Here is a 22,835-nt window from a genome sequence, read left to right on the forward strand (position 1 = left end):
GTCCTCCGGGTCAGGCGAAGCTGATGACGAGCTGCGCCTTGCCGAGCACCGTCTGCTCGGCGTAGGTGACGGTGAGGTCGACGCGCGCGGTACGCGCTTCCTCGTCGACCTTGCCCACCTTGGCGAGGATCTGGAGGTCGGCGCCGGTCTCGGGGTCGACGACGACCGGTCGAGTGAACCGCACCTGGTACTCGAGCACCCGACCGGGGTCGCCGATCCAGTCGACGACCGGCTGGGCCGCGATCCCCATCGTCAGCATGCCGTGGGCGAGCACACCCGGCAGCCCGACGGACGCGGCGACGTCGTCGCGGTAGTGGATGGGGTTGAAGTCTCCGGAGGCTCCGGCGTACCGCACGAGGGCGTCGCGCGTCAGGTGGACGGTCCGCTCCGCGACGACGTCTCCGACGGCCGGCATGGTCGGGGTCTGCTGCACGTCGCTCATCCTTCATCTCCTCGCACCACGAGCGTCGAGGTCGCGGTGACCACCGGCTCACCGGCGGCATCGGTCATGACCGAGTCGCACGTCACCATCGAGTGGCCGCCCAGGGACTTCACCGCGGTGACGGTCAGCTGCGCGGTGAGCTCGTCGCCGGCGACGATCGGACGGTGGTGCACGAAGCGCTGGTCGCCGTGGACCACCCGGCTGAAGTCGATACCCGCGTCGGGTGCGGCGAGCAGTTGCTGGAGCGTGTGCTCCTGGACGACGACGGCGAAGGTGGGCGGCGCCACGACGTCGGCGTATCCTGCGGCGCGGGCCGCCTCCGGGTCGAGGTTGATCGGGTTCGTCGCGAAGACGGCCCGCGAGAACTCGCGGATCTTCTCGCGTCCGACCAGGTACGGGGCGACGGGCGGGAAGACCCGACCGGCGAGCTCTGGGTTCACTGACACGCCCTCCAGCCTACCCGCTGCCCCGGCCGGGAGGCCGGGCACGGACGGACCGGCAGCCGGTCAGGAGCGTTTGAGCGCCTGGAACACCATGCGGATGGCGATGACCACGAGGAACGCCGCGAAGAGCAGGTTGCCGACGAACGGCGGGACGACCGACGCGACGATGGCGCCGAGGGCGGTGGTCGTGCACGCGGCGATGCCGATGATGGCTGCGGCCGTGAGGTCGACGTTGCCTCGCCGGACGTTGCCGATGGTGCCGGAGATCGCGGTCGGCACCATCATGAGCAGCGAGGTGCCCTTGGCGATGAGGTCGCTCGCGCCGAACAGGAGGATGAGCATCGGCACGACGACGACCCCGCCGCCGATGCCGAGCAGCCCCGACAGGACGCCGGTCAGGAAGCCGAGCACGATGAGGCCGATGATCGATCCGACGTGCAGATCGATCTCGGCCGTGCGGGACGGGACGATCAGGAACAGCGAGACCACCACGACGAGCAGGAAGCCGATGAAGCCCCACTGCAGCGCCCTCTTGGGGAGCTTGGAGAGGAGGTAGCTGCCGAGTTGCGCCCCGCCGATCGCACCGATCGCCAGGAGGATCGCCGCCACCCAGTCGACGGTCCCGTTCACCGCGTACGACACGACGCCCACGAGCGAGGTCGGGACGATCGCCGCGAGTGAGGTCCCCGCCGCGAGCCGCTGGCCGAAGCCGAGCAGGAAGACGACGGCGGGGACGATGAGGATGCCGCCGCCGACACCGAACAGCCCGGAGAGGAACCCGGCGGTCAGTCCGATGCCGATGAGCCAGGCGATGCCCGACGGGGAGCGGACCGGACGGCCGGTCGAGTCGTTCCCGCTCACTGCGCGCTGGAGCCGGACAGCGCCGTCTCGAGCGAGGGCGTCGTGCGAGCGGTACCGGCGTCCAGGAGTGACCAACCGGTGTCGGTCGCCCCGATGACCGACACGGAGCAGTTCTCCAGCGGTGGGACCGTCGTGCCGGAGAGGTGGCTGAGGGTGAGTCGGATGAGCGTGCCGTGGCTCACGACGAGGACGTTCTGCCCGGGGAAGTCGCGTGCGATGGCGTCGATGCCACGCAGTCCGCGCTCGATGACCGACTCCTCGGTCTCGAGGTTCGGGTACTGGTGGTCGGGCCAGTTCTCGAGGACCATCTGCGCCGTCGCGCCCTCGGCGTCGCCGTAGTGGCGCTCGACCACGTCCGGGTAGGTGGGTCCGAGCTCGAGACCCAGCGCGTCCGCGATGATCTGCGCGGTCTCGCGTGCGCGCCCGAGTGGGGAGCTGACGACGACGTCCCAGGTGCCGCTGAGTCGAGGGGCGACCGTGGCCGCCTGCTCCCGCCCGGTGTCGTTCAGGGGGATGTCCGTCGTGCCCTGCAGCCGTCGTTCGAAGTTCCAGGCGGTCTGTCCGTGACGGATGAGGGCGATGGTCATGTCTCCAGCCTAACCGGCGTCGGACCGCGCTCCTCCGGTCTCAGTACGACAGGGAGCGCACTCCTCAGCGTCGGCGTCCTTGGCCCATCGGATCCGGATGGGGCCGCGGACCGTCGCGCGGTCGACCGCCTCGTCACCCTGCGTGATCCGCACCCGGCCCTCGTCGACCAAGCGCCAGGCGACCCGGCGGGTGTCGTCCATCAGCGCTCGCCAGTCGTCGCCACCGACGGCTCGGGCCACGTCGGACGGACAGATGGACGAGGTCGCGGCCCGCTTCCCCAGCAGGTCGAGCATCGTCGACTCCAGGACGTCGTCGCCCACGGCCGCCTCAGGCTGCGGGTCCGGTGCGGCTTCGTCGGTCATGGTCCCAGTATGCGCGCGCCGCTACACGAGATCGGCGTGCTGGGACAGATCCGTATGCTGCGCGACGAATGCCCGCGCCAAGCGCTTCGTGACGCCGAGTTCCGCGACGAGATGCTCGAGGTCCGGAGCCCAACGCGCGATGGCCCGGAACTCGTCGAGGTCGATGAGGTTCGACGCGGCGAAGCGGTCGGCCTGCACCTCGTGCTTCGGTCGGTCGTCCTCGTGGCCGAGCACGCAGTGTGCGATGCCATGGGCGAGGGCGTTCCGCCGGTGGACGGACCGGAGCGACTCCTGGATGACGATCGTGTGCGCGGACGGCAGCCAGCGCTCGTGGGACACCCGCAGCGGCCGGAAGATCACGGCGAGACCGAGCTCCTCCGCATGCGCATACGGGTCGTAGGCGCGCCCACGCTCACGGGGCTTCCGGCTCGGGTTGCTCCAGTTCTCCATCGGTGATTGCCGCCCCACGTTCCCCCTCCAACTGCTCCGTCGTCCACGACGCAGCTTCCCGCTGCCGGCGTCTGCGATCCAGCTCGTCATTCGTAGCAGTGGTGTCCGACACGGGAGCCACGCGCTCGTCGTCGCTCGCCTGCAGTTCGGCCTCGATCCGACTCATCCCCCCGACCGCTTGCAGCGCGTCGGCCAGGAGACGCACCGGATCGGCGCCGGTCGCCGCGCAGAGGGTGACGAAGGTCGGGCCGCTGATCTCGCTGCGACCGGCGAGGACACGTTGCAGCGTCGTCGGGCTCATCCCCGTCGCCTCGGCCAGAGCGCGCTGATTCATGCGCCGCCGCTTGTAGGCGGCGACGAGTTCGTCCGCCAACGCCTGATTGACCATCGCCTCTGCTGCGTTCACGCTTCGATCGTAGCCAGAAACCCTGTCGTGAGCGGCAGAAAACCTGTCCTATGCGCTCTATAGTGTCATCTCCGACCCGAATGATGCCAGATGAGACAACTTCTGGAAACCATCCGGGTTGTCCATCACCACTCACGACGCCTGAGGAGGCACCATGACCGAACGCCGGACCACTCCGGACCAACCACCCACATCACCGACTCCACCACCCGTCCCGTTTCCGGCACAGCGGATCATCCGCACGGTGATCCAGACGACCGCGGCCGTGATCCTGAGTTCAGTGGCCTGCATCACCACCGCGAGCATCATCGCGCCACAGCTCCTGGAGGCGATCCGGGAACTCCTCCCGGACGACGTCTACGCCTGGGCGGCGGCAGCAGTGGCCACGACGGCCGCGATCGCCGCAGCACTGGCCCGGATCATGGCGATCCCCGGCGTGAACGGCTTCCTGACGAGACTGAGAGCGGGATCGACACCGCGCCATGCGCGACTCGATTCAGGTGTCAAATCTGCCACTGAAGAAAGAATTTCATGATGAATCGGCAAAATGAACTGGACAAGACGACGAGATGGTCATAGAGTCTCTCTCGAACACACGTTCGAATGTCGGAGGACACTTCCTCCACGAAACAACAGATTGGAGGCAGAGTGGCGCTCAACAACTACGTGCTGAACGGCCCGTCCACGGTGATCGCGGACGACAACCGCGATCCCTACGTGTCCTGGCAGCACCACCTCGACCGGAGCGGCCGCGGTGGGGTCGACCTCGTCGCCGACGTGGGCACCCCGGTGCTCGCACCGACGCCCGGAACCATGAACTGGGTTCCGAACGACGGATCAGCAGGCAACTCGTGCCGCTTCAACCACGACCAGAACCCCGGATGGGCCGATGTGTTCTCGCACCTCGACCGGTACGTCGGGAGCAACGGTCAGCATTTCAACCAGGGCGACATCATCGCCTACTCGGGCGACACCGGACCGGTGGATCAGCACCTCCACCGTCACCTGCTCGACCCCTCTGGCAGCCGCCAGAACCCGTGGAGCTACTTCGGCTCCGCGAACCCATCCACAAACACAGGAGAACAACTCGTGAAGATCATCCGTCAGGGACAGTCCGGCTACGTCTGGCAGGGCAAGCAGACCTTCGGCGCCATCGCGCTCGTCGGCCCCGGCTACGTCCGCTACATCGCAGCACCCGTCGTCTACGACGCGCTGGTGCCGACCTACGGGCCGTACGTGAACCTCACGGGCGACCAGTTCTACACCACCATCCGGGAGCTCACGTCGAACCAGGCGTAGCGCAGCGGTGACCGCGAGTCACCACTGACCGGCAACGGAGGAGGGCCTCCGAGCAGACCGTAACTGCTCGGGGGCCCACCCTCCGCGCCACGAAAGGAGCCACATGGTCCTCCGCTATCAACACCCGTTCCCGCAGATGGATCTGGCCGACGGCTGGGGATCGATGGCCGGCGGGCGGACCCAACCGCACCGCGGGCTGGACTACCAACCGGGCGCCGGGGCCGCGATCCCGGCGGTCGCAGCCGGCATCGTCTCCGCCAACCGCTGGAGCGACGCGCTCGGCAACGTCCTCGTCATCGCCCACCCCGACGGCATGTACTCGGGCTACTCGCACCTGGCGGGCGCCTCACCTCATCAGGTCGGCATGGCGATCGCCCGCGGTGAACCCGTCGGTGTCGTCGGGAACACCGGATCCGCTTCACGCGGAGCCCATCTGCATCTCACCATCACCTTCACCGCGGACGGCACGTGGAACAACGCCGACCTCGGCGTCACCACGGATCCGTATCCGTTCATCAACGCTCGCCTGGACGGCGACGACCCGGGACACCCGCTCAAGGAGTCAGACATGCCCAAGATCATCAGCGTGCCGGCCGGCACCATCGCGCTCGTCACCGAGACGTTCGGAACGATGTACACCTCACCCGGCGGCTCGCAGGGGTTCTCCATCGCCGCCAACACGAAGGCCTACGGCCAGGTCACCGGCCTGACCGAAGACCAGGTGAAGACCCTCGTTGCCGAGGCGAACGCCCGAGGCCAGCGCATCGCCGACCTCGTCGCCGCCGCGCGGTAGTCCACGCCGGCACGAGGAAGCCCCCGAGCAGACCGTAACTGTTCGGGGGCTTCCTCCATTCTGCACCGTCCACGCCCGGAGTACGGCGTGCGGCCTCGATGCTCAGGCGAACTGCGCGTAGAACGCGTCCGGGCCGTGAGCGAGCGAGGCCTTGACCATGGCACTCCACTCATCGACGACGACCTCGGAAGCGCCGGACGTGACGCCGTCGAGGCTGGCCCGTGCGACGTCCGCCGGGTCGACCATCGGGCCGTCGTAGCCGGCCATGATGTCGGTGTCGGCGGCCCCGAGGTGGAGCCCCTGCACCGTGACACCCTTCGGCGCGAGCTCCAGACGGACCGCGTTCGTCATGTTCCACTCCGCCGCCTTGGCCGCGGCGTATCCGCCGGAGCCGGGGTGGGCGAACCAGCTCAGGGCGGAGAGCACGTTGACGATCGTCCCTCCACCGTTCGCCTCGATCACCGGCGCGAACGCACGCACCATGGCGAGGTTGCCCCAGTAGTGCGTGTCCATCTCCCGCCGGGCGTCCGCGAGGTCGCCGGTCAGCATCGAGCCCTGCGTCGCGATCCCGGCGTTGTTGACGAGCAACGTGACGTCGGTCGCGATCTCGGCCGCCGCAGCGACGGACGCCTGATCGGTGATGTCGAGCTGCAGCACCTCCACGCCCGGGATGTCGACGAGTTCCGGGCGCCGCGCGGTCGCGTACACCTTCGAGGCCCCGCGCTCGAGCAACTGCACGACGAACCTGCGTCCGATGCCCCGGTTCGAGCCGGTGACGAGTGCGACGGATCCTGCGATGTCCATGATTCCCTTTCGCGTGCGGGGCGATCCCGCAGCAGCCTGGTTAGGCTAAGACCTCACATCAATGTCAGGTGCAAGCCAGGAACGGAAGCTCGATGCGCATCGGAGATCTCGCGGCTCGGACCGGGGTGAGCGTCCGCTCGCTCCGCTACTACGAGGAGCAGGGGCTGCTCACCGCCACCCGCACGACGAGTGGCCAGCGGACCTATGAACAAGCGGCGGTGGAACGCGTCGAGCTCGTGCAGCAGCTCTTCGCCGCCGGGCTGCCGAGCCGCACGATCGTCCAGCTGCTCCCCTGCGTCGATGCGGGCGTCGCGACGGCTGAGTCGCTCGCGCTGCTCCAGACCGAACGCGACCGCATCACCGCGCAGATGGCCGACCTCGAAGCAGCGCGCGCCCGCTTGGAAACGGTCATCGACATCACCCTCCACCCGACGCCGGAGCACTGCCCCGCGCTGCGCGAGGATCGACTCCCAGACCTTGATGCCGCCTGAGCGCCGCCCGCGCAGCTGATGCGGGCGGCGCTCAGGACCGACGTTCGGGTTCCGTCACGAGGAGTGCGAACGTCCGGGATCGGACTCGGCCCGCGCCTCCGTGATCCCGCACCACTCGGCGATGAACAGCGCGATGGACTTGGTGATGCGGCGGACCGACTCGATGCTCACGCGTTCGTCGTACCCGTGGATCGCCTCCGAGATCGGGCCGTACACCAGCGCGGGGATCCCCCCGTACTGGGTGAAGACCCGGCCGTCCAGGTAGCCGGGGGTCGTGAAGGTGCGCAACTCGTCGCCGAACACCTCGCGGTGCGTGCTCCGGAGGACGTTCTCGGCGTCGCTGCCCTCGTCGAGGACGTACCCCTCGGCGAAGAAGCCGTTGCGGGTGGTCCTGGCGGTGATCGGGTGCCCATGCTCGTCGTCGACGACCGTGGCCAGGTGGTCGGTGATCTCCGTCCACGCGTCTTCGGCGGTCACCCCCGGGTACAGTGCCACGCGCAAGTCGACCTCGCACCAGGCGGGGACACTGGATGCCCAGTCTCCACCGGCGATCTTGCCGAGGTTGAAGTTGATGGGGTGTTCGAGATCCTCGAAGTACCGGTGCGAGTCCTTCTGCGCATTCCACCGGTCCTCGAGCTCCCGCAGCCGACCCACGACGTGGTGAGCGGCGTCGATGGCGTTGAAGCCGGAGGACATCTCGCGAGGGTGGGTGGGTTTGCCAGACACTCGGAGCCGGAACCAGATGACGCCGACGTTGGCGCGGACGAGCATGTCCTCCTCGGGCTCGGGGATGACGACGGCCTCAGCCGTGTACCCGCGCTGCAGTGCGGCCAGCGACCCGTTCCCGGTGCACTCCTCCTCCACGACGGACTGGAAGTGGATGCGGCCGGCTGGGCTGAGCCCCGCCCGACGGATGGCGTCGAAAGCGAACAGGTTGGCGACGAGACCGGCCTTCATATCCCCGCTCCCCCGCCCGGTCAGCCAGTCCCCGTCGATCCGCGAGTCCCACGGGGACGTCGCCCACTCGCTCTCCGGACCCGTGGGGACGACGTCGATGTGACCGTTCAGGATGAGGGAGCGGCCGGCTTCCAACGCGGGGTGGTAGGTGCCGACGACGTTGTCCACGTCGTCGTAGGAGACGTCGATGATGCCAGCGCCCTCATGCGACGCGATGTCGTCGACGTCCAGCTCCCAACGGTCCATCTCGAGGCCGCGATCCTGCATCGCCGCGAACATGAGGTCCTGCGCGCTGCTCTCCTCCGTTCGGAGCGAGGGGTGGCGGACGAGTTCCTGCGTGAAGGCGAGCTGTGCGTCGAACCCGGCATCCACCTCGGCGAGGATGCGTTCACGGGTGGCGTTGTCGAGTGTCATGCGGGTGACCTTTCGGTGTCGGCGGTGACGACGGCGTCTCGGATCCGGAGACGCTCTCCGATGAGACCGCCGACCGCGGTGATGAGGGATACGGCGACGAGCAGGAGCGCAGCGGACCAGGACTGGTTGCCGCTGGACGCGAGGAACGCGGTGGCGATGAGCGGCAGAAAACCACTGATGGCGCCGGCGAGGTTGTAGCCCAGCGCGACACCGCTGTACCGGAGGTGCGGCGGGAACAGATCGGTGAGCAAAGCGCCGGTGACGGCGTACGCGAGGGTGATCAGGAGGATACCGATACTCACTGCGGCGATTATGCCGATCGCGTTCTGCGTGTCGATGAGCCAGAAGAGCGGGAAGGCGGCCGCGGCGGTGAGGAGCGCACCGAACAGGGTCATGCGCCCGGGACCGAACCGTTCGGCGAGCCGCCCCGAGAAGATCGTCATCGGGATCTGCAGCACGGCGGCGACGAGCGTCGCATTGACCATCACCCCGCGGTCCACGCCGAGGGTGTTCGAGCCGTAGCTGACGACGAAGGTGGTCATCAGATAGAACCCGCCGACGCCGAGGAGGGCGGCCGCGATGGCGACGAGCAGGCGACCCCAGGCCTTCGTGAACACCTGCAACGCGGGGACCTTGACCCGCTCCTCCTGTTGGACGAGCTGCGTGAAGACCGGCGACTCCTCGACCTTGAACCGGATGTAGAGGGCTACGGCGAGCAACGGGAACGCGCCGAGGAACGGCAGGCGCCATCCCCAGGCGTCGAACGCCTCGGCCGGCAGGAGGAGGACGAGCGCGAAGGCACTGGAGGAGAGCAGGGTTCCCACTGGCGAACCGATCTGCACGAGTGCCGCGTACCGTGCACGCTTCTCGATGGGCGCGTGTTCCACGGCGATGGTGACCGCGCCGCCCCACTCCCCGCCGACGGCCAGACCCTGCACGAGCCGGAGGATCGCGAGCATGACGGGCGCCGCCACTCCGACGGCGAGGTAGTCGGGGAGTACACCGATGAGGCCGGTCGCGACGCCGATCATGACGATCGTCACCAGCAGCGCCGGGCGACGGCCGAACCGGTCGCCGATGATCCCGAACACGAACGCACCGATGGGACGTGCTGCGAATCCGACGCCGAAGGTGGCGAACGCGGCGAGCGTCGCTGCGGTCGCGTCGAGGTCCGTGAAGAACAGGCGGTTGAAGACGAGGGCTGCTGCAGTGCCGAAGAGGAAGTAGTCGTACCACTCGAGCGCCGTGCCGACGAACGCAGCCCCGGCGATGCGCCGCGCGTCCTTCGAGCTGACGTGGACGGGAGCGGTGGAGCGCGGGGATGAGCGTTGCGTCATGAGTGCCTCCGGAAGTCGGGATGGGGACCTGCGCTTCAATACTCCGAAGGCGCTCGCCCGGTCGCAATGCCACCCTGCATCGTCTTGGGCCCTCTAATGTGTGCATATGCACACCACAGCGCTCCGCGACGTCGCCGACCGATGCCGCGGCCGCCTGTCCAAGATCGCCGAGGAGTACGCGCAAGAGGTGCGCCGACTCCCTGGGTACGCAGTGGCGACGGTGACGGACGACGAGCTCTCCCGCACCGCCCGCGAGGTCCTGGACCTCCTCATGCGGATGCTCGCGGGTGACGACGTCCGCGGCACGCTGAGCGCTGTCTCCGAGCGGGTCGGGAGGCATCGCGCACAACAGGGCCTCGCACTGGACTCGCTCCTGCGGGCAGTCCGGATGGACTTCCGGTTCCTCTGGGAGGTGCTCCGCGACGAGGCGGATGCGGACGAGGTCCTCGCGCTTTCCGAGGAGGTGGCCACGGTCTGGGAGGCGGTCGAGGTCCACACCAGCCACATCCAGGCCGCCTACATCGACGAGCTCGTGTCGATGAACCGGCAGTTGGAGCTCGAACGGGCCTCATTGCTCCGGCGCCTCCTCGTCGGCGAGACGAGCGACCCGACGCAGCTCGCACACCTGGCGTCGGCGCTCGGCCTGCCGGTCCTCGGCCGGTATCGGGTCCTCGTGGCCGCCCCGCGCTTCGCGGACGCCTTCCGACGCTGGGCGAAGGAACACGTGGCAGGTGCCGACCTGCACGTGATCGACGGCACGCAGTTCCTCATCGTCGAGCGATCCGGGCCGCGGACGCCGCCCGAGGCCCGGCTACAATCCGCGCCGGCGGGCCTGTCGCCCACCATCGACGGACTGGCGGGCCTCGGCGTCGGCTGGCAGATCGCCCGCCGTCTGGCCGACGAGGTGACGGAGCCGCAGAACGCCGCGACGCTGCTCACCCACTGGCCGATGCTCGTCGAGGAGGGCCTCGGCGAGGCCTGGCCGATCGCTCGTCGTGAACTCACGAGCCGACTCGACGCACTCTCGGCGGGGAAACGGAGTGCCATCGTCGACACGGTTCGTGCCTACCAGTCTTCCGGATCGATCGGCGACACGGCTTCCCGACTCTTCGTCCATCGCAACACCCTCCTGAAACGCCTGCAGCGGTTCACCGAGCTCACCGGTCTCGACCCCACGGTTCCGTCCGACGCCGCGCTCATCACCCTGATCCTCGCGCGGCCGTAGCGTTCCATCGCGGCTACCATGTCGATGTCGGAGGCCCGGGATGCGAGCCGGGCTCCGTCGTCATGGCAACCGAGCCGGGCCTGTTCGAGCCCGGCTCCCGATCGGGGGATCAACGATGAGGGAACCAGCGAAGCAGGGACCAGCGACCGCAACCGAGTCGGTCGCCGCCCAGGCGGCGCGCACCCGGCTCGAGGAGCGCGTGGCGGGCATCGAGTCGATCCTGATCTCGGTCCCGATGCTGCTGCTCGAGATCGCCCTCATCCTCTCGCTGTTCGTCCCCTACGCGAGCCAGACGAAGACGGATGAGGACCCTGAGTCCTTCAACCTGTTCTTCTTCCTTGCGGGATTCGCCGATCGCGACGACGACGGCGACCCGGAGGCCGCCTCGATCCTGTTCGCGAGTGCGTTCCTGATACTCATTGTCGTGATCGTCGGCACGATCTGCACCGCGCCGACCCTCGCGGGCAAGCGGGTTTCGTCGCGAGCGGGAGCGACCGCGGTGACCTTCATCATCGTGCTCATCCTCGGCAACATCGGCGCCTGGATGGTCATGCTGATGGGGGTCTACGCCGACTCGCCCTGGACCATCGGTCCAGCTCTGCCACTGCTCAACCTCGGCACCCTGCTCGCGGCGATGATCGCCTTCATGCCCGGCTACCGTCGCATCTGGGAGCGATAGCAGTTCGAGGTCAGTGTGCGATGGGGAGCACTGCCCATCCGACGGTGGTCGCGCACTCTCGCCGCGTTGCCATACTGAGTCCGTGAGTGGAACCGACGTTGCGCCGACGGGCGTGCTACAGGACTATCAGTGGGCCGTGGACGCCGAGCTGCAGAACACCCCATTCACCGTCACCAGCCTCCCCGACGGGTTCCAGGTCGGATACGACCTGGCGGACGCCCGCTGGTGGAACGTCCTCCAGCTGAACGAGGTGTCCGACAGCATCACCTACACCGTGCGGGTCGATGAGCGACGGCGGCGGTTCAGCATCACCGACACGGTCAAGCGGATGAGCTGGTCGGCTGGGGTCTCCGGCTTCGAGCCGCGCCTCTCCTGGTCGTTCTCCTGGCAGTCCGGCCGTGTCCGGTACGGCAGGGTCATCATGCTCGGGACCTCTCCCGGCGGGTTCGAGATCGCGTTCAGCCCCGAGAACGAACGCGCGCGTATCAAGGAGATCGGCGAAGAACTCGGTCTGCGTCCTCGCATGAGCCCCCATGTCAGCATCGGGCTCTGGGCGGCGGCCGGTGGCGTCGCGATCGGCCTGATCGCGCCCGCCATCATCATGCTGAGTCTTTCCCTCACCGGGAACCGCTGATGCAGGAGCTTCGAATCGGGACGGTGGCGCACTGGTGATGGCGAGCAAGCGCGCGGCGGGCGACACACGGGGCTTCCTGCACAGCAGGGTGTTCCAGACGGCGGCGATCGTCCTGATGCTGTTGGCCGGTCCGGTGGCCGTGGTCGTCGGCTCCTTCATGATGGCTGCCGACAGCGACCTGTTGCAGAACGGGGAGCGGACGAGTGGGACGGTCACCGAGGTCGACGACGGCCGGAAGGCATCTCACCACCGGTTCAGGACCGACTATCTGGCACCCGACGGTTCGCCACAGCGAGTCTGGGCGGACTGGCCCCTCGACGGCAAACCCGCCGTCGGCGACGTCGTCACGGTGATCTATCGAGCGGACGACCCCGGCACGGCGGTGCTCGAGGGCTACGACGGTCCGGGGACCTCGGTCGTCGGTGTCGGTGTGGTGCTGACCGGCGCGAGTCTCCTGATCGGCACCGCGATGCTCGTCGGCGTCCTGCTCCGTGCGGGCCGGGGGCCCGAGCCCAAGGGCGCCTGACACGGGTGAAGGCGCTGTGCCCGGCAGTGCGAAGGAACACAATCGCCCGGAAACGCAACAGGCCCGGTCTCCCGGGCCTTGCTGTAGCAGGAGAGAGATTCGAACTCTCGACCTCACGATTATGAGTCGTGCGCTCTCACCAACTGAGCTACCCTGCCACGTCTCTCCGTATGCCGGCGAGAGCAGTGACGGAGAGAACGAGCCCCGAGCGGGACTTGAACCCGCGACCTCTTCCTTACCAAGGAAGTGCTCTACCACTGAGCTATCGGAGCGCGAACCAAACCGCTCACGCGGAAATGGCACCAGTAGAGACTAGCATCCCGCGAGGGGTGCTTCGTACACCGGATCGGGATCAGTTCGCGGCGAAGGTGTCCGCGGCGTGGACGACCTTCTGCAGGTACGACGCGGCCCCGTTGTACGAGCCGATCGCCGCGACCCAATCGGCTTCGATGCGGAGGTCCCGGCCGCCGTGACACAGGTAGTGCGCTGCGGCGAGCGCCGCGTCGTCGATCTGCTGTGGGTCCGCGACGCCGTCGCCGTTCCCGTCCGCTCCCCACCGCTGCCAGGTGGACGGGATGAACTGCATCGGGCCCACCGCGCGATCCCATCTGGCGTCGCCGTCGAAGGCGCCGCGGTCCGTGTCGGTGACGGCGTCGAACTCGGTGCCGGTGAGCGCCGGGCCGACGATGGGCGGAACGGCCCGACCGGCATCGTCGAGCGCACCGCCGAAGATCGTGCCGTGGCCGGACTCGACACTGCCGAGCGCGGCCAGCGTGTTCCAGGCGATCCCGCAGCCCGGCTGCGTCTCCGCGACGGCGAGCGCCGCACCGGCGTAGGCGACCATCGCCCGCTCGGGGATGCCGAGGCGGAGCGCCGTGGCCGCCGACCAAGCACGGTCCACCCGGTCGGTGACGGCCGCCGGAGCCGTTCCGGCCGAGCCCGCTGCCGGGATGCCGGGGCCCTCGACGGCCGCGTGGGGCGCGGTTCCGAGGATCGAGTCCCGCGCTTCAGCTCGATTGACGAGTTCCGGCCCCCAGACGACGGCGGCGATCACGACGGCGAGGCCGACGATCGCTCCCGCCCCGCCGGCGACGAGCCATCCCACGCGGACGCCCGATCGACGGTTCCGGCGTGCGGCTGCGGTCGGTCGCCGGGAGCCGCTGCGCGCACCGGCCGGTCGGGGGCGCGGCTTTTGGGTCGAGCGAGCTGCGCCGGCCGTGCGTCGTCCTGGCACGGCCGTCTTCCGTCGTGCGGGCCGGCGGGCACCACTCCCCTTCGCCGATGTTCCCACCGGTCCACCGTAGCCGGGCACTGGTGCCGGCGCGGTTCGCCCACGCGAGCCGGGTCAGCGGCACGCCGCAGGTTCAGTGCTCCCGGGCAGCCTTCGCAGCCTTCTTGGCCTGGCGCTTCGCCCGAAGGTCCTTCGCGACGGCGACGCCCTTCTTGGCAGCGGCGTTCGCCTTCGTGCTGGCCTGCTTCGCTCCCTCGAACTCCGACGCGAGGACGGCGAGCCCGCCGACGGCGATGAGAGCACCCGGTCCGGGGAGCGGGATCAGGGCCACGCCGAGCGCCACGGTGCCACCACCGACGACTCCGACACCCGCCCGGTACACCCGGTTCGCGGTCGGATTCCGACGGATGATGCCACGCGTCGTCCGGGCCGCTGATCCGGCGATGCCTCCCGCCTGCGCGGCGACGCGCTTCGCCGTGCTGCGGGCCGAGCCGTCCGATTCCGTCGTCATGTCCCCACTCTAAGCAGGGCGGGCGGGTCGATGGCCGGGAATCCGGTCCGAATCGACCGTCGCGCACCCGCCGTGGCGACACCGCGCCGGCCAATCCACGAGCGGCGACAGGCTCCGCAAATGGCCTAGGGTAGCGACATGGACTCCGCCCTCCCGACCACGTCGGCGACCGCAGCTCAGCATGCCTCCCCCGCAGGAGGCTCCACCCCCGGTTCGGAGTGGTGGCGCTCCGCCGTCATCTACCAGATCTACCCGCGATCCTTCGCGGACGCGAACGGCGACGGCCTCGGCGACCTGCCCGGGATCACCTCCCGCCTCGGCGCGCTGCAGGAGCTCGGCGTCGACGCCATCTGGCTGTCTCCCTTCATGACGAGCCCGCAGAAGGACGCCGGCTACGACGTCGCCGACTACTGCGACGTCGACCCCATCTTCGGGACGCTCGCCGACTTCGACGCGATGACCGCCGCTGCGCACGCCGCCGGCATCCGCGTCATCGTCGACCTCGTCCCCAACCACTCCTCGAGCGCCCACCGCTGGTTCCAGGAGGCCCTCGCGGCCGGACCCGGCTCGGCGGAGCGCGCCCGGTACATGTTCCGCGACGGCAAGGGCGAGCACGGCGAGATCGCCCCCAACAACTGGGAGTCCGTCTTCGGCGGCCCGGCCTGGACGCGCGTCACCGAGGCCGACGGCACGCCTGGCCAGTGGTACCTGCACATCTTCGACTCCTCGCAGCCCGACTTCGACTGGACGAACCCGTGGGTCCGCGAGCAGTTTCGCGACATCCTCCGGTTCTGGCTCGACCGCGGCGTCGACGGGTTCCGTGTGGACGTGGCGCACGGCATGATCAAGGCCGACGGACTGCCCGACTACACCCCACCGGCTGAGGGCGGCAGCATGGGTGGCGCCTCGGCGGGCGTCGCCCTCGAACCCGGCATCAGCACCGGGCCCGCCTCGTGGCCGGAGACCGCGCCGTACTGGGGCCAGGACGGCGTGCACGAGATCTACCGCGACTGGCACGAGCTCCTCGCGACGTACGACGGTGACCGTGTGCTCTGCGCCGAGGCCTGGGTCGACCCGCTCGACAAGATGGCCCTCTGGGTGCGCCCCGACGAGATGCAGCAGGCGTTCAACTTCCCGTACCTCGAGACCCCGTGGAACGCCGCGGACCTCAAGGCGGTCATCGGTGAGTCGCTGCGGGCGTTCGCGCAGGTCGGCGCTCCGAGCACGTGGGTGCTGTCCAACCACGACGTCGTCCGGCACGCGTCCCGTCTCGCGCTCACGGAGGAGAACCCCCAGGGCTACGGCGTCGGTCCGAACACCCCCGGCCAGCCGGATCGGGCACTCGGGCTGCAGCGGGCCAGGGCGGCGACCGCCCTCATGCTGAGCCTGCCCGGCGGAGCGTACCTCTACCAGGGCGAGGAGCTCGGGCTCCCCGAGGTCATCGACCTGCCGGATGACGCCCGTCAGGACCCGACGTGGTTCCGCACGAACCACGAGCGGTATGGTCGCGACGGTTGCCGCGTGCCGATCCCGTGGGAGGCCGGGCACCCCGCATACGGCTTCAACACGACCGGTGCATCCTGGCTGCCGCAGCCCGACGACTGGAACGACTACTCGCGCGACGCACAGGCCGGCATCCCCGGTTCGACGCTGGAGCTGTACCGTACGCTGCTCCGCCTGCGCCGGGAGCATGCGCTGGGACTCGGCTCGATCGCCTGGATCGAAGGGGCACCCGACACCATCCTCGCGCTGACCAACGGCGCGGTGACGGTCGTCGCCAACACGGGCGCCGACGACATCGCCGTCCCCTCGTCGCTCGCGGACTCGGCCGTGCTCGTCGCGAGCGGGCCTTTCGACGGCAGGACTATCCACGGCGACACCACGGTCTGGTTCACGACGCCCTCGACCCTGCCGGTCGCCTGAGACCCTCTGTCGGCCAAGATGTCAGCGCGGTGCGCCGACGTGACCGCGAGCGTTTCGGCGTCGGCGCGGTGCGCTGACGTGAGCGCGCCGGAATCGGCCCCGCCGCGGGGCGTGCGCGTGAGCGCGCCCCTCCGGAGGGGCGCGCTCACGCCGTGGACCCGCGCTCGCGTCAGCGCACCGCGCTGGCCCAAGGGCAGGGCGGGCAGGTCAGTGGTGGAGGATCGCGACCGCGTGGGGACCGAGCCGGAGTGATCCGTCCGTCGTGACGACCTCACCGAAGCTGTCGAGGAGTTCGCCGACCCGCAGTGCGAGCTCGACCGGCTCCGTCCCGAAGTTGACCGCCAGGGTGGCCGAGCCACGACGCAGCACGAACGAGCCGGTCGCCTCGTCGACGATCGCCGTCGTGTCGGCGAACGCCGGATCGGTGAACGCCGGGACCGTGCGTCGCAGCTCGATCACCCGTCGGTACCAGGTCAGCAGCGTCGCGTGCCGTCCGCCGGAGCGCTCCGACCAGTCGAGCACCGATCGACGGTAGGTCTCGGGATCCTGCGGATCCGGCACGTCGTCCTCGTTCCACCCCATCCGCGCGAACTCGGCGATCCGGCCCTTCGCGGTCGCCTCACCGAGCTCGGGTTCCGGGTGCGAGGTGAAGAACTGCCAGGGCGTCGAGGCGGCCCACTCCTCCCCCATGAACAGCATCGGGGTGAACGGCCCGAGGAGCGTGACGGCGGCGGCGATGGCGAGCTGGCCGTCGTCGAGGGTCGCGGCCAGCCGGTCGCCGGTCGCCCGGTTCCCGATCTGGTCGTGGTTCTGGTCGGAGACGACGAGCCGCCAGCTCGGCGTCCGTTCGAGGTCGATGCGGCGGCCGTGGTGGCGCTTGCGGAAGCTCGACCAGGTGCCGTTGTGGAAGAACCCCTCCTCCATGACCTTCCCGAGTGCACCGAGCGGCGCGAAGTCGGCGTAGTAGCCGGTCACCTCGCCGGTGAGCGCCACGTGCAGTGCGTGGTGGAAGTCGTCGCTCCACTGCGCGTCGAGACCGTACCCGCCGGCACCGCCGGGGCCCCGGGGCGTGATGAGCTTCGGGTCGTTCAGATCCGATTCGGCGATCAGCGTGAACGGCCGGTCGAGGTCGGCGCTGAGCGCATCCACCGCGGCGTCGAGTTCCTCGAGGAGATGGATGGCCCGGGTGTCGTGCAGGGCGTGCACGGCGTCGAGGCGCAGGCCGTCGACGCCGTACTCCTCGAACCACAGCAGCGCGCTGTCGATGATGTACCGACGCACCTCGTCCGAGTCCGGCCCGTCGAGGTTGAGGCCGTCGCCCCAGGTGTTCCCGGCGCCGTCCGCGAGGTAGGGGCCGAAGCGCGGCAGAACGTTCCCGGAGGGACCGAGGTGGTTGTACACGACGTCCTGGATGACGGCGAGCCCGCGCTCGTGACACGCGGCGACGAAGCGACGGTAGCCGTCCGGTCCGCCGTAGGCCTCGTGGACCGCCGACCAGAAGACGCCGTCGTAGCCCCAGTTCCAGACCCCGTTGAACGCGTTGACCGGCAGGACCTCGACGGCGTCGACGCCCAGCTCGACCAGGTCGTCGAGGCGTTCGATCGCCCCGTCGAAGGTGGCCGCCTCGGTGAAGGTGCCGATGTGGAGCTCGTAGAGCACGGCACCGATGAGCGAGCGACCCCGCCAGCCGGTCCCGTCGCACGGCACGGGGTCGGACGCGACGACGCGTGACGGCCCGTGGACGCCCTCCGGCTGCCGACGCGAGCGGGGATCCGCGAACGGGCCCTCGCCGTCGACGAGGTAACGGTAGTCACTGTCGACGACCGCCGCACGTGGCTCGGCACCGTCGAGCGCGATCCACCACCCGTCGGAGACGTCGCGGTCCATCGGGTGCTGCTCGCCGTCCAGGACGAGGTCGACGCGCTGGGCCGCAGGTGCCCAGACGCGGAACCCGTCAGCCGGACTCGTGGTGCTGGTCGTCATCGTACTCACTCCTCGCCTGCGGTCTCTGCTGCATCGTCGGGCCGCGTCAGGACGGCGACGGGATACTGCTCCAGCAGCGCCGCGAGACGGACCTCGCCGCCCTGCAACTCACGGCCGGTCAGCACGTCGACGAGCCGGCCTTCCGGCAGCGTGACCGTGGTCGACTTCCAGCCACCGTGCTCCGCGAGCCTGAGCGAGAGCCGGGTCGCCACCGTGGTCACGCCACCACGTGAGAACGCGACGACGTGGTCGGCGGCCGGCCCGTCAGCTCCGATGGGGGTGTACTCGGCGAACCGGGACGGGTGCTCCCGTCGCAAGCGCAGCAGGCGACTGGTCACGAGGAGTTTCGCCGCTCCGTCGGCGTCGACCGGCGGCAGCCAGCCGTCGTCGAGACGGGCGAGCACCGCGCGACGCTCGGCGTAGTCGACTGGGCGACGGTTGTCGGGGTCCACGAGCGATCGATCCCAGAGCTCGCTGCCCTGGTACACGTCCGGCACGCCCGGCATCGTCAGCTGGATCGCCTTGGCGACCAGACTGTTCGACCATCCGGCCGCCTCGACGTCCGCGACGGCGTCGAGCAGCGCGGCGTTCGCACGACGGCTGTCGTACAGTCCGTCGACCGCCGCATGCAGGGCGGCCTCGAAGGTCTCGTCCGGTGCGGTCCAGGTGGTCGAGTCGCCGGCCTCACGGGCGGCCTTCTCGACGTAGGCGTGCAGTCGCTCGCGCTCGATCGGCCACGCACCGACGGCCGCCTGCCAGACCAGCTGCTCGAGCTGCCGGTCAGGGAAGCCGTTCGAGGTGTGGAGGGCGACGGCGTGCTCCGCCCACCGGTCCGCGACCTCACTCAGCGCGTCGATGCGGGCACGGACGTCCTCGCTGCGCTTCGTGTCGTGCGTGCTGAGTGTCGTCATCGAGGACGGCCACTCCGCCTGCCGCCGCGCCTGTCGGTGGTGGAACTCGGCGACGCTGATGTCGGTCTCGGCGGGGTCTCCGCCGACCTCGGTCAGCGAGGTGAGCGCCGTGTAGCGGTAGAACGCGGTGTCCTCGACGCCCTTCGCCATCACCATGCCCGAGGTCTGCTGGAAGCGTGCGGCGAGCGGGTCGCTCGCGTTGCGCAGGCGCGGAGCCAGCGCGGCGAAGGCGTCGGCGAGCTCCGGGCGGCGGGTCTCGGCCTCGTCGAGGGCGGCCTCCAGGTACTCGTCGCCGAGCGGCAGGTAGGAACGGTAGACGGGGAACGCGGTCAGGATCTCGGCGAGCGCGTCGACGGCGTCCGGTACCTCGGGGACGAGCCTCGCGAGGCGTCGGACCTCGGAACCGAGGATTCCGTCGGCGATGCCCCGCTTGGTGGTGTGCACGAGGTCGTCCCAGGCGTCGCGCGTCAGCTCGACCCCCGCGAGCTGACCGAGCGTCGGCAGACCGGTCGGGTCGACGAGCACCCGGTCGATGTCGCCCAGGGCGTCGTAGCCGGTGGTGCCGAGCGTGGCCCACTCGGCCGGGAGGTCCTCTTCGCCCTCGAGGATCTTCTCCACCCAGACGGGTGCGCCGCCGATGCGCTCGGACAGTCGCTCGAGGTAGGCACCGGGGTCGAGGAGCCCGTCCGGGTGGTCCACGCGGATCCCGTCGGCGAGGCCGTCGTCGAACCAGCGGCCGATCTCGACGTGCGAGCCGTCGAAGACCGCCGGGTCCTCGACACGGATGGCGGCGAGCGTGTTGACGGCGAAGAACCGTCGGTAGTTCAGCTCGCTGTCCGCCCGACGCCAGTTCACCAGTTCGTAGTGCTGCCGGTCGTGCACCTCGCGCGGGCTCGCGTCGTCGTCGGCCGTCCCGGGGGCGATGGGCAGTCGGTGGTCGAAGTAGCGCAGTTCGCCGTCCTCGACACGGAGGTCGTCGAGCGCACTGCGGCCGTCCTCATCGTCGCCGAGGATCGGCACCCGGACGCGGCCGTCGCCGGCCTCCCAGTCGACGTCGAACGCGGCCGCGTGCTCTGCCTCGCGACCGTGCTGGAGCAGGTCCCACCACCAGGCGTTCTCCACCGGCGTCGCGACGCCCATGTGGTTGGGGACGGTGTCGATGAGGACGCCGAGGCCCGCCGCATGGGCCGCTTCGGCGAGCGCCGTGAGCCCGTCGGTACCCCCGCGTTCCGGGTCGACCTCGGTGTGGTCGACGACGTCGTAGCCGTGGGTGGATCCGGGTTCCGCTCGGAGGATCGGCGACAGGTAGACCCAGTCGGCGCCGAGGGCCTGGAGGTAGTCGACGAGCACCGCGGCGTCCTGCAGCCGGAAGTCGGCGGTCAGCTGGAGGCGGTAGGTCGAGACGGGCACGGCGGAACGCTCTGGCCCGCCGCCGGACACGTCGGTCATGATGCGACCCCCGATCGCAGGAGGGTGAAGGAGGTCCCCTGCACGATCACCGTCGTCGACCCCTCGGCGAGCATCTGCTCCGGGTCACTCGACTCGACGAGCGTCCACGGCAGGCCGGGAGCCTTCGGCAGGTTGAACTCCACGCCGTTCTCGGCCGCGTTGAGCAGGAGAGCGAACGAGGCCGATCCGGCGTGACGGAACACGAAGGTGATCGAGCGGGCGTCGGGGTTGTCCCAGTCCTCGTCGGCGAAGGGCTCGTCGTCGGACCGGGTGATGAAGACCCGGTCGTCGGACTTGGAGCCCGGCCCCTGGCGGAACCAGTCGGGTCGTAGGGCCGGCTCGGCGAGGCGCAGGGCGATCAGGCGCTTCGTGAACCCCAGGAGGTCGTGGTCGGCGTGCTCCCAGTCGAACCACGACACCTCGTTGTCCTGGCAGTACGCGTTGTTGTTGCCGCCCTGGGTACGGGCGATCTCGTCGCCGCCGAGGATCATCGGGACACCGGCCGACAGCAGGACCGTCGCGAGGAAGTTGCGCCGCTGGCGGTCGCGGCGCGCGTTCACGGCGGTGTCGTCCGTCGGGCCCTCCGCGCCGTTGTTGCTGGAGCGGTTGTCGCTCTCGCCGTCGTTGTTGTCCTCGCCGTTCGCCGCGTTGTGCTTCCTCGAGTACGCCGTGAGGTCGGCCAGGGTGAAGCCGTCGTGCGCGGTGACGAAGTTGACGCTGGACAGCGGCGAGCGGCGGGACGCCTCGTAGACGTCCGGGCTGCCGAGGACGCGCTGCGACATGGTGCCGAGCACGCTGTCGGCGCCGTTCCAGAAGTCGCGGACGTCGTCGCGGAACTTCCCGTTCCACTCCGACCAGCTCGCGGGGAAGCCACCGACCTGGTAGCCGGCGGTGTCCCACGGCTCCGCGATCATCTTGATGGGTGCGAGCACCGGGTCCTGCTCGATGAGCGAGAGGAACGCGCTGTGGATCTCGGCGGAGCCGTCCTGGCGGGTGAGCGTCGTCGCGAGGTCGAAGCGGAAGCCGTCGACGTGCATCTCGGTCACCCAGTAGCGCAGGGAGTCCATGATGAGCCCGAGCGCCGCGGGGTGGCCGACGTTGACGCTGTTGCCGGTGCCCGTGGTGTCGAAGTAGTGCTCGCGGTCCTCGTCGACGAGGCGGTAGTAGGCCGCGTTGTCGATGCCCTTGAACGACAGGGTCGGGCCCATGTGGTTGCCCTCGGCCGTGTGGTTGTAGACGACGTCGAGGATGACCTCGAGGCCGGCCGCGTGCATCGCCTTGACCATGGCCTTGAACTCGTCGACCTGCCCACCGGCGTCTCCCGCGGCCGCGTACTCGCCGTGCGGGGCGAAGAAGCCGATGGAGTTGTAGCCCCAGTAGTTGCGGAGGCCCTTCTCCTCGAGGTGGCTGTCCTGCACGAACTGGTGCACGGGGAGGAGTTCGACCGCCGTCACACCGAGGTCGGTGAGGTGGCGGATGGCCGCCGGGTGGGCGAGGCCGGCGTAGGTGCCGCGGATCTCCTCGGGCACCTCGGCGAGCTGCTTGGTGAAGCCCTTCACATGGACCTCGTACACGATCGTCTCGGCGAGCGGGATGCGCGGAGCGACGTCCTGGCCGTCGGCGTCCCAGTCGAACGAGGACGGGTCGGTGACGACGCCGAGCGCGACATGGCCGGCGGAGTCGCTGTCGTCCATCGACTCCGGCGCGTCGAGCCGGTGGCTGAACTGTGCCTGGCCGAGGTCGTAGCGCCCGGTGATCGCCGTCGCGTGCGGATCGAGGAGCACCTTGGCCGGGTTGTGGCGGAGCCCGTTCGCCGGGTCCCATGGGCCGTCGACACGGATGCCGTACCGGGTCCCGGGGACGAGACCATCGACCAGTCCGTGGAACACGTGGCCGGTTCGCTGTTCGAGGCGCGTCTGCTGCTCCTCCCCGCCCTCGGGGAAGATGCACACGGTGACGGCGTCGGCGGTCTCCGAGTAGATGGCGACGTTCGCACCATCGCCCCGAAGGGTGACGCCGAGCGGATAGGGGGTCGAGAGCGTCATGGCGCCCTTTCACTCGAAGGGATCGATCGTTGTTGAGACGGTACACCGGCCGGGTGACTTCCCCGGATCCG

At 69.5% G+C, this 22,835-nt stretch carries 24 protein-coding genes and 2 tRNA genes; 9 read left to right on the forward strand and 17 right to left on the reverse strand.

Annotation, left to right across the window (positions count from 1 at the left end; translation table 11 throughout):
• Positions 1-10 precede the first annotated feature (10 nt).
• The 7 genes from AC4PMY_RS12385 to AC4PMY_RS12415 are packed head-to-tail and all read right to left on the reverse strand — an operon-like array spanning position 11 to position 3,534.
• Complete coding sequence (locus tag AC4PMY_RS12385; protein ID WP_231884290.1) at positions 11-442, reverse strand: MaoC family dehydratase; 432 nt, start codon at positions 440-442, stop codon at positions 11-13.
• On the reverse strand, positions 439-888 hold the full coding sequence (locus AC4PMY_RS12390; RefSeq protein WP_079706694.1) for a MaoC family dehydratase N-terminal domain-containing protein: 450 nt from the start codon (positions 886-888) through the stop codon (positions 439-441). The genes AC4PMY_RS12385 and AC4PMY_RS12390 overlap by 4 nt, the downstream gene beginning before the upstream one ends.
• A 60-nt stretch (positions 889-948) precedes the next feature.
• On the reverse strand, positions 949-1,746 hold the full coding sequence (locus AC4PMY_RS12395; protein WP_083397111.1) for a sulfite exporter TauE/SafE family protein: 798 nt from the start codon (positions 1,744-1,746) through the stop codon (positions 949-951).
• Positions 1,743-2,333, reverse strand: a complete 591-nt coding sequence (locus AC4PMY_RS12400) for a histidine phosphatase family protein (protein WP_491622866.1) — start codon at positions 2,331-2,333, stop codon at positions 1,743-1,745. Before AC4PMY_RS12400 ends, AC4PMY_RS12395 begins: the two co-directional genes overlap by 4 nt.
• Before the next feature lie 9 nt (positions 2,334-2,342).
• Complete coding sequence (locus AC4PMY_RS12405; protein WP_491622867.1) at positions 2,343-2,696, reverse strand: DUF3253 domain-containing protein; 354 nt, start codon at positions 2,694-2,696, stop codon at positions 2,343-2,345.
• A 21-nt stretch (positions 2,697-2,717) separates the two neighbouring features.
• Positions 2,718-3,164, reverse strand: a complete 447-nt coding sequence (locus AC4PMY_RS12410) for an ImmA/IrrE family metallo-endopeptidase (protein WP_491622868.1) — start codon at positions 3,162-3,164, stop codon at positions 2,718-2,720.
• On the reverse strand, positions 3,109-3,534 hold the full coding sequence (locus AC4PMY_RS12415) for a helix-turn-helix domain-containing protein (RefSeq protein WP_071258721.1): 426 nt from the start codon (positions 3,532-3,534) through the stop codon (positions 3,109-3,111). The genes AC4PMY_RS12410 and AC4PMY_RS12415 overlap by 56 nt, the downstream gene beginning before the upstream one ends.
• A 262-nt stretch (positions 3,535-3,796) precedes the next feature.
• Between AC4PMY_RS12415 and AC4PMY_RS12420 the strand changes: the two genes are divergently transcribed.
• The 3 genes from AC4PMY_RS12420 (at position 3,797) to AC4PMY_RS12430 (ending at position 5,644) form a co-directional block, all read left to right on the forward strand.
• Positions 3,797-4,087, forward strand: coding sequence for a hypothetical protein (locus tag AC4PMY_RS12420; RefSeq protein ID WP_491622869.1), 291 nt, complete (start codon positions 3,797-3,799; stop codon positions 4,085-4,087).
• 113 nt (positions 4,088-4,200) lie between these two features.
• Positions 4,201-4,851 carry a M23 family metallopeptidase gene (locus AC4PMY_RS12425; RefSeq protein ID WP_491622870.1) on the forward strand — a complete coding sequence of 217 codons (651 nt, stop codon included), beginning with the start codon at positions 4,201-4,203 and terminating at the stop codon, positions 4,849-4,851.
• Positions 4,852-4,954: 103 nt separating this feature from the next.
• A complete protein-coding gene (locus tag AC4PMY_RS12430; RefSeq protein ID WP_064294565.1) occupies positions 4,955-5,644 on the forward strand; it encodes a M23 family metallopeptidase in 690 nt (229 codons plus the stop codon).
• 102 nt (positions 5,645-5,746) lie between these two features.
• Here the strand turns inward: AC4PMY_RS12430 and AC4PMY_RS12435 are convergent, their stop codons facing one another.
• Complete coding sequence (locus AC4PMY_RS12435; RefSeq protein WP_064294566.1) at positions 5,747-6,448, reverse strand: SDR family oxidoreductase; 702 nt, start codon at positions 6,446-6,448, stop codon at positions 5,747-5,749.
• 92 nt (positions 6,449-6,540) lie between these two features.
• Between AC4PMY_RS12435 and AC4PMY_RS12440 the strand changes: the two genes are divergently transcribed.
• Positions 6,541-6,939, forward strand: coding sequence for a MerR family transcriptional regulator (locus AC4PMY_RS12440; protein WP_064294567.1), 399 nt, complete (start codon positions 6,541-6,543; stop codon positions 6,937-6,939).
• 54 nt (positions 6,940-6,993) lie between these two features.
• Here the strand turns inward: AC4PMY_RS12440 and AC4PMY_RS12445 are convergent, their stop codons facing one another.
• A complete protein-coding gene (locus tag AC4PMY_RS12445) occupies positions 6,994-8,310 on the reverse strand; it encodes an ArgE/DapE family deacylase (RefSeq protein ID WP_064294568.1) in 1,317 nt (438 codons plus the stop codon).
• On the reverse strand, positions 8,307-9,647 hold the full coding sequence (locus AC4PMY_RS12450) for an MFS transporter (protein ID WP_064294569.1): 1,341 nt from the start codon (positions 9,645-9,647) through the stop codon (positions 8,307-8,309). The genes AC4PMY_RS12445 and AC4PMY_RS12450 overlap by 4 nt, the downstream gene beginning before the upstream one ends.
• Before the next feature lie 106 nt (positions 9,648-9,753).
• Here AC4PMY_RS12450 and AC4PMY_RS12455 point away from each other — a divergent pair, with 106 nt between their 5' ends.
• The 4 genes from AC4PMY_RS12455 to AC4PMY_RS12470 all read left to right on the forward strand — a co-directional run bounded on the left by AC4PMY_RS12455 (position 9,754) and on the right by AC4PMY_RS12470 (position 12,711).
• Positions 9,754-10,872, forward strand: a complete 1,119-nt coding sequence (locus AC4PMY_RS12455) for a PucR family transcriptional regulator (RefSeq protein WP_082915928.1) — start codon at positions 9,754-9,756, stop codon at positions 10,870-10,872.
• A 115-nt stretch (positions 10,873-10,987) separates the two neighbouring features.
• Positions 10,988-11,551: a hypothetical protein gene (locus tag AC4PMY_RS12460; protein ID WP_064294571.1), complete on the forward strand. Its 564-nt coding sequence runs from the start codon at positions 10,988-10,990 to the stop codon at positions 11,549-11,551.
• Positions 11,552-11,633: 82 nt separating this feature from the next.
• Positions 11,634-12,185 carry a hypothetical protein gene (locus AC4PMY_RS12465; RefSeq protein WP_157583340.1) on the forward strand — a complete coding sequence of 184 codons (552 nt, stop codon included), beginning with the start codon at positions 11,634-11,636 and terminating at the stop codon, positions 12,183-12,185.
• A 37-nt stretch (positions 12,186-12,222) separates the two neighbouring features.
• Positions 12,223-12,711 carry a DUF3592 domain-containing protein gene (locus AC4PMY_RS12470; RefSeq protein WP_064294573.1) on the forward strand — a complete coding sequence of 163 codons (489 nt, stop codon included), beginning with the start codon at positions 12,223-12,225 and terminating at the stop codon, positions 12,709-12,711.
• Between the two features lie 84 nt (positions 12,712-12,795).
• Here AC4PMY_RS12470 and AC4PMY_RS12475 read toward each other — a convergent pair.
• From AC4PMY_RS12475 to AC4PMY_RS12490, 4 genes are all read right to left on the reverse strand, one after another.
• Positions 12,796-12,869, reverse strand: a tRNA-Met gene (locus AC4PMY_RS12475).
• Positions 12,870-12,911: 42 nt separating this feature from the next.
• Positions 12,912-12,983, reverse strand: a tRNA-Thr gene (locus tag AC4PMY_RS12480).
• Positions 12,984-13,063: 80 nt separating this feature from the next.
• Positions 13,064-13,816 carry a lytic transglycosylase domain-containing protein gene (locus tag AC4PMY_RS12485; protein WP_064294574.1) on the reverse strand — a complete coding sequence of 251 codons (753 nt, stop codon included), beginning with the start codon at positions 13,814-13,816 and terminating at the stop codon, positions 13,064-13,066.
• 259 nt (positions 13,817-14,075) lie between these two features.
• Positions 14,076-14,453, reverse strand: a complete 378-nt coding sequence (locus AC4PMY_RS12490; RefSeq protein ID WP_079003267.1) for a PGPGW domain-containing protein — start codon at positions 14,451-14,453, stop codon at positions 14,076-14,078.
• Positions 14,454-14,591: 138 nt separating this feature from the next.
• On the opposite strand from AC4PMY_RS12490, the gene AC4PMY_RS12495 reads away from it, so the two are divergent.
• Positions 14,592-16,376 (forward strand): glycoside hydrolase family 13 protein, encoded by a 1,785-nt coding sequence (locus AC4PMY_RS12495; protein WP_491622871.1) that lies wholly within the window; start codon positions 14,592-14,594, stop codon positions 16,374-16,376.
• Positions 16,377-16,583: 207 nt separating this feature from the next.
• On the opposite strand, the gene treZ is transcribed toward AC4PMY_RS12495, so the two are convergent.
• The 3 genes from treZ to glgX are packed head-to-tail and all read right to left on the reverse strand — an operon-like array spanning position 16,584 to position 22,764.
• On the reverse strand, positions 16,584-18,359 hold the full coding sequence (gene treZ / locus AC4PMY_RS12500; protein WP_491622872.1) for a malto-oligosyltrehalose trehalohydrolase: 1,776 nt from the start codon (positions 18,357-18,359) through the stop codon (positions 16,584-16,586).
• 5 nt (positions 18,360-18,364) lie between these two features.
• Entirely contained in the window at positions 18,365-20,719 is a 2,355-nt protein-coding gene (gene treY, locus AC4PMY_RS12505) for a malto-oligosyltrehalose synthase (protein ID WP_491622873.1), read from the reverse strand.
• Positions 20,716-22,764, reverse strand: coding sequence for a glycogen debranching protein GlgX (gene glgX / locus AC4PMY_RS12510; RefSeq protein WP_491622874.1), 2,049 nt, complete (start codon positions 22,762-22,764; stop codon positions 20,716-20,718). Before glgX ends, treY begins: the two co-directional genes overlap by 4 nt.
• Positions 22,765-22,835 lie beyond the last annotated feature (71 nt).

The sequence above is a fragment of the Plantibacter sp. MDV22-iso1 genome (assembly GCF_058408345.1).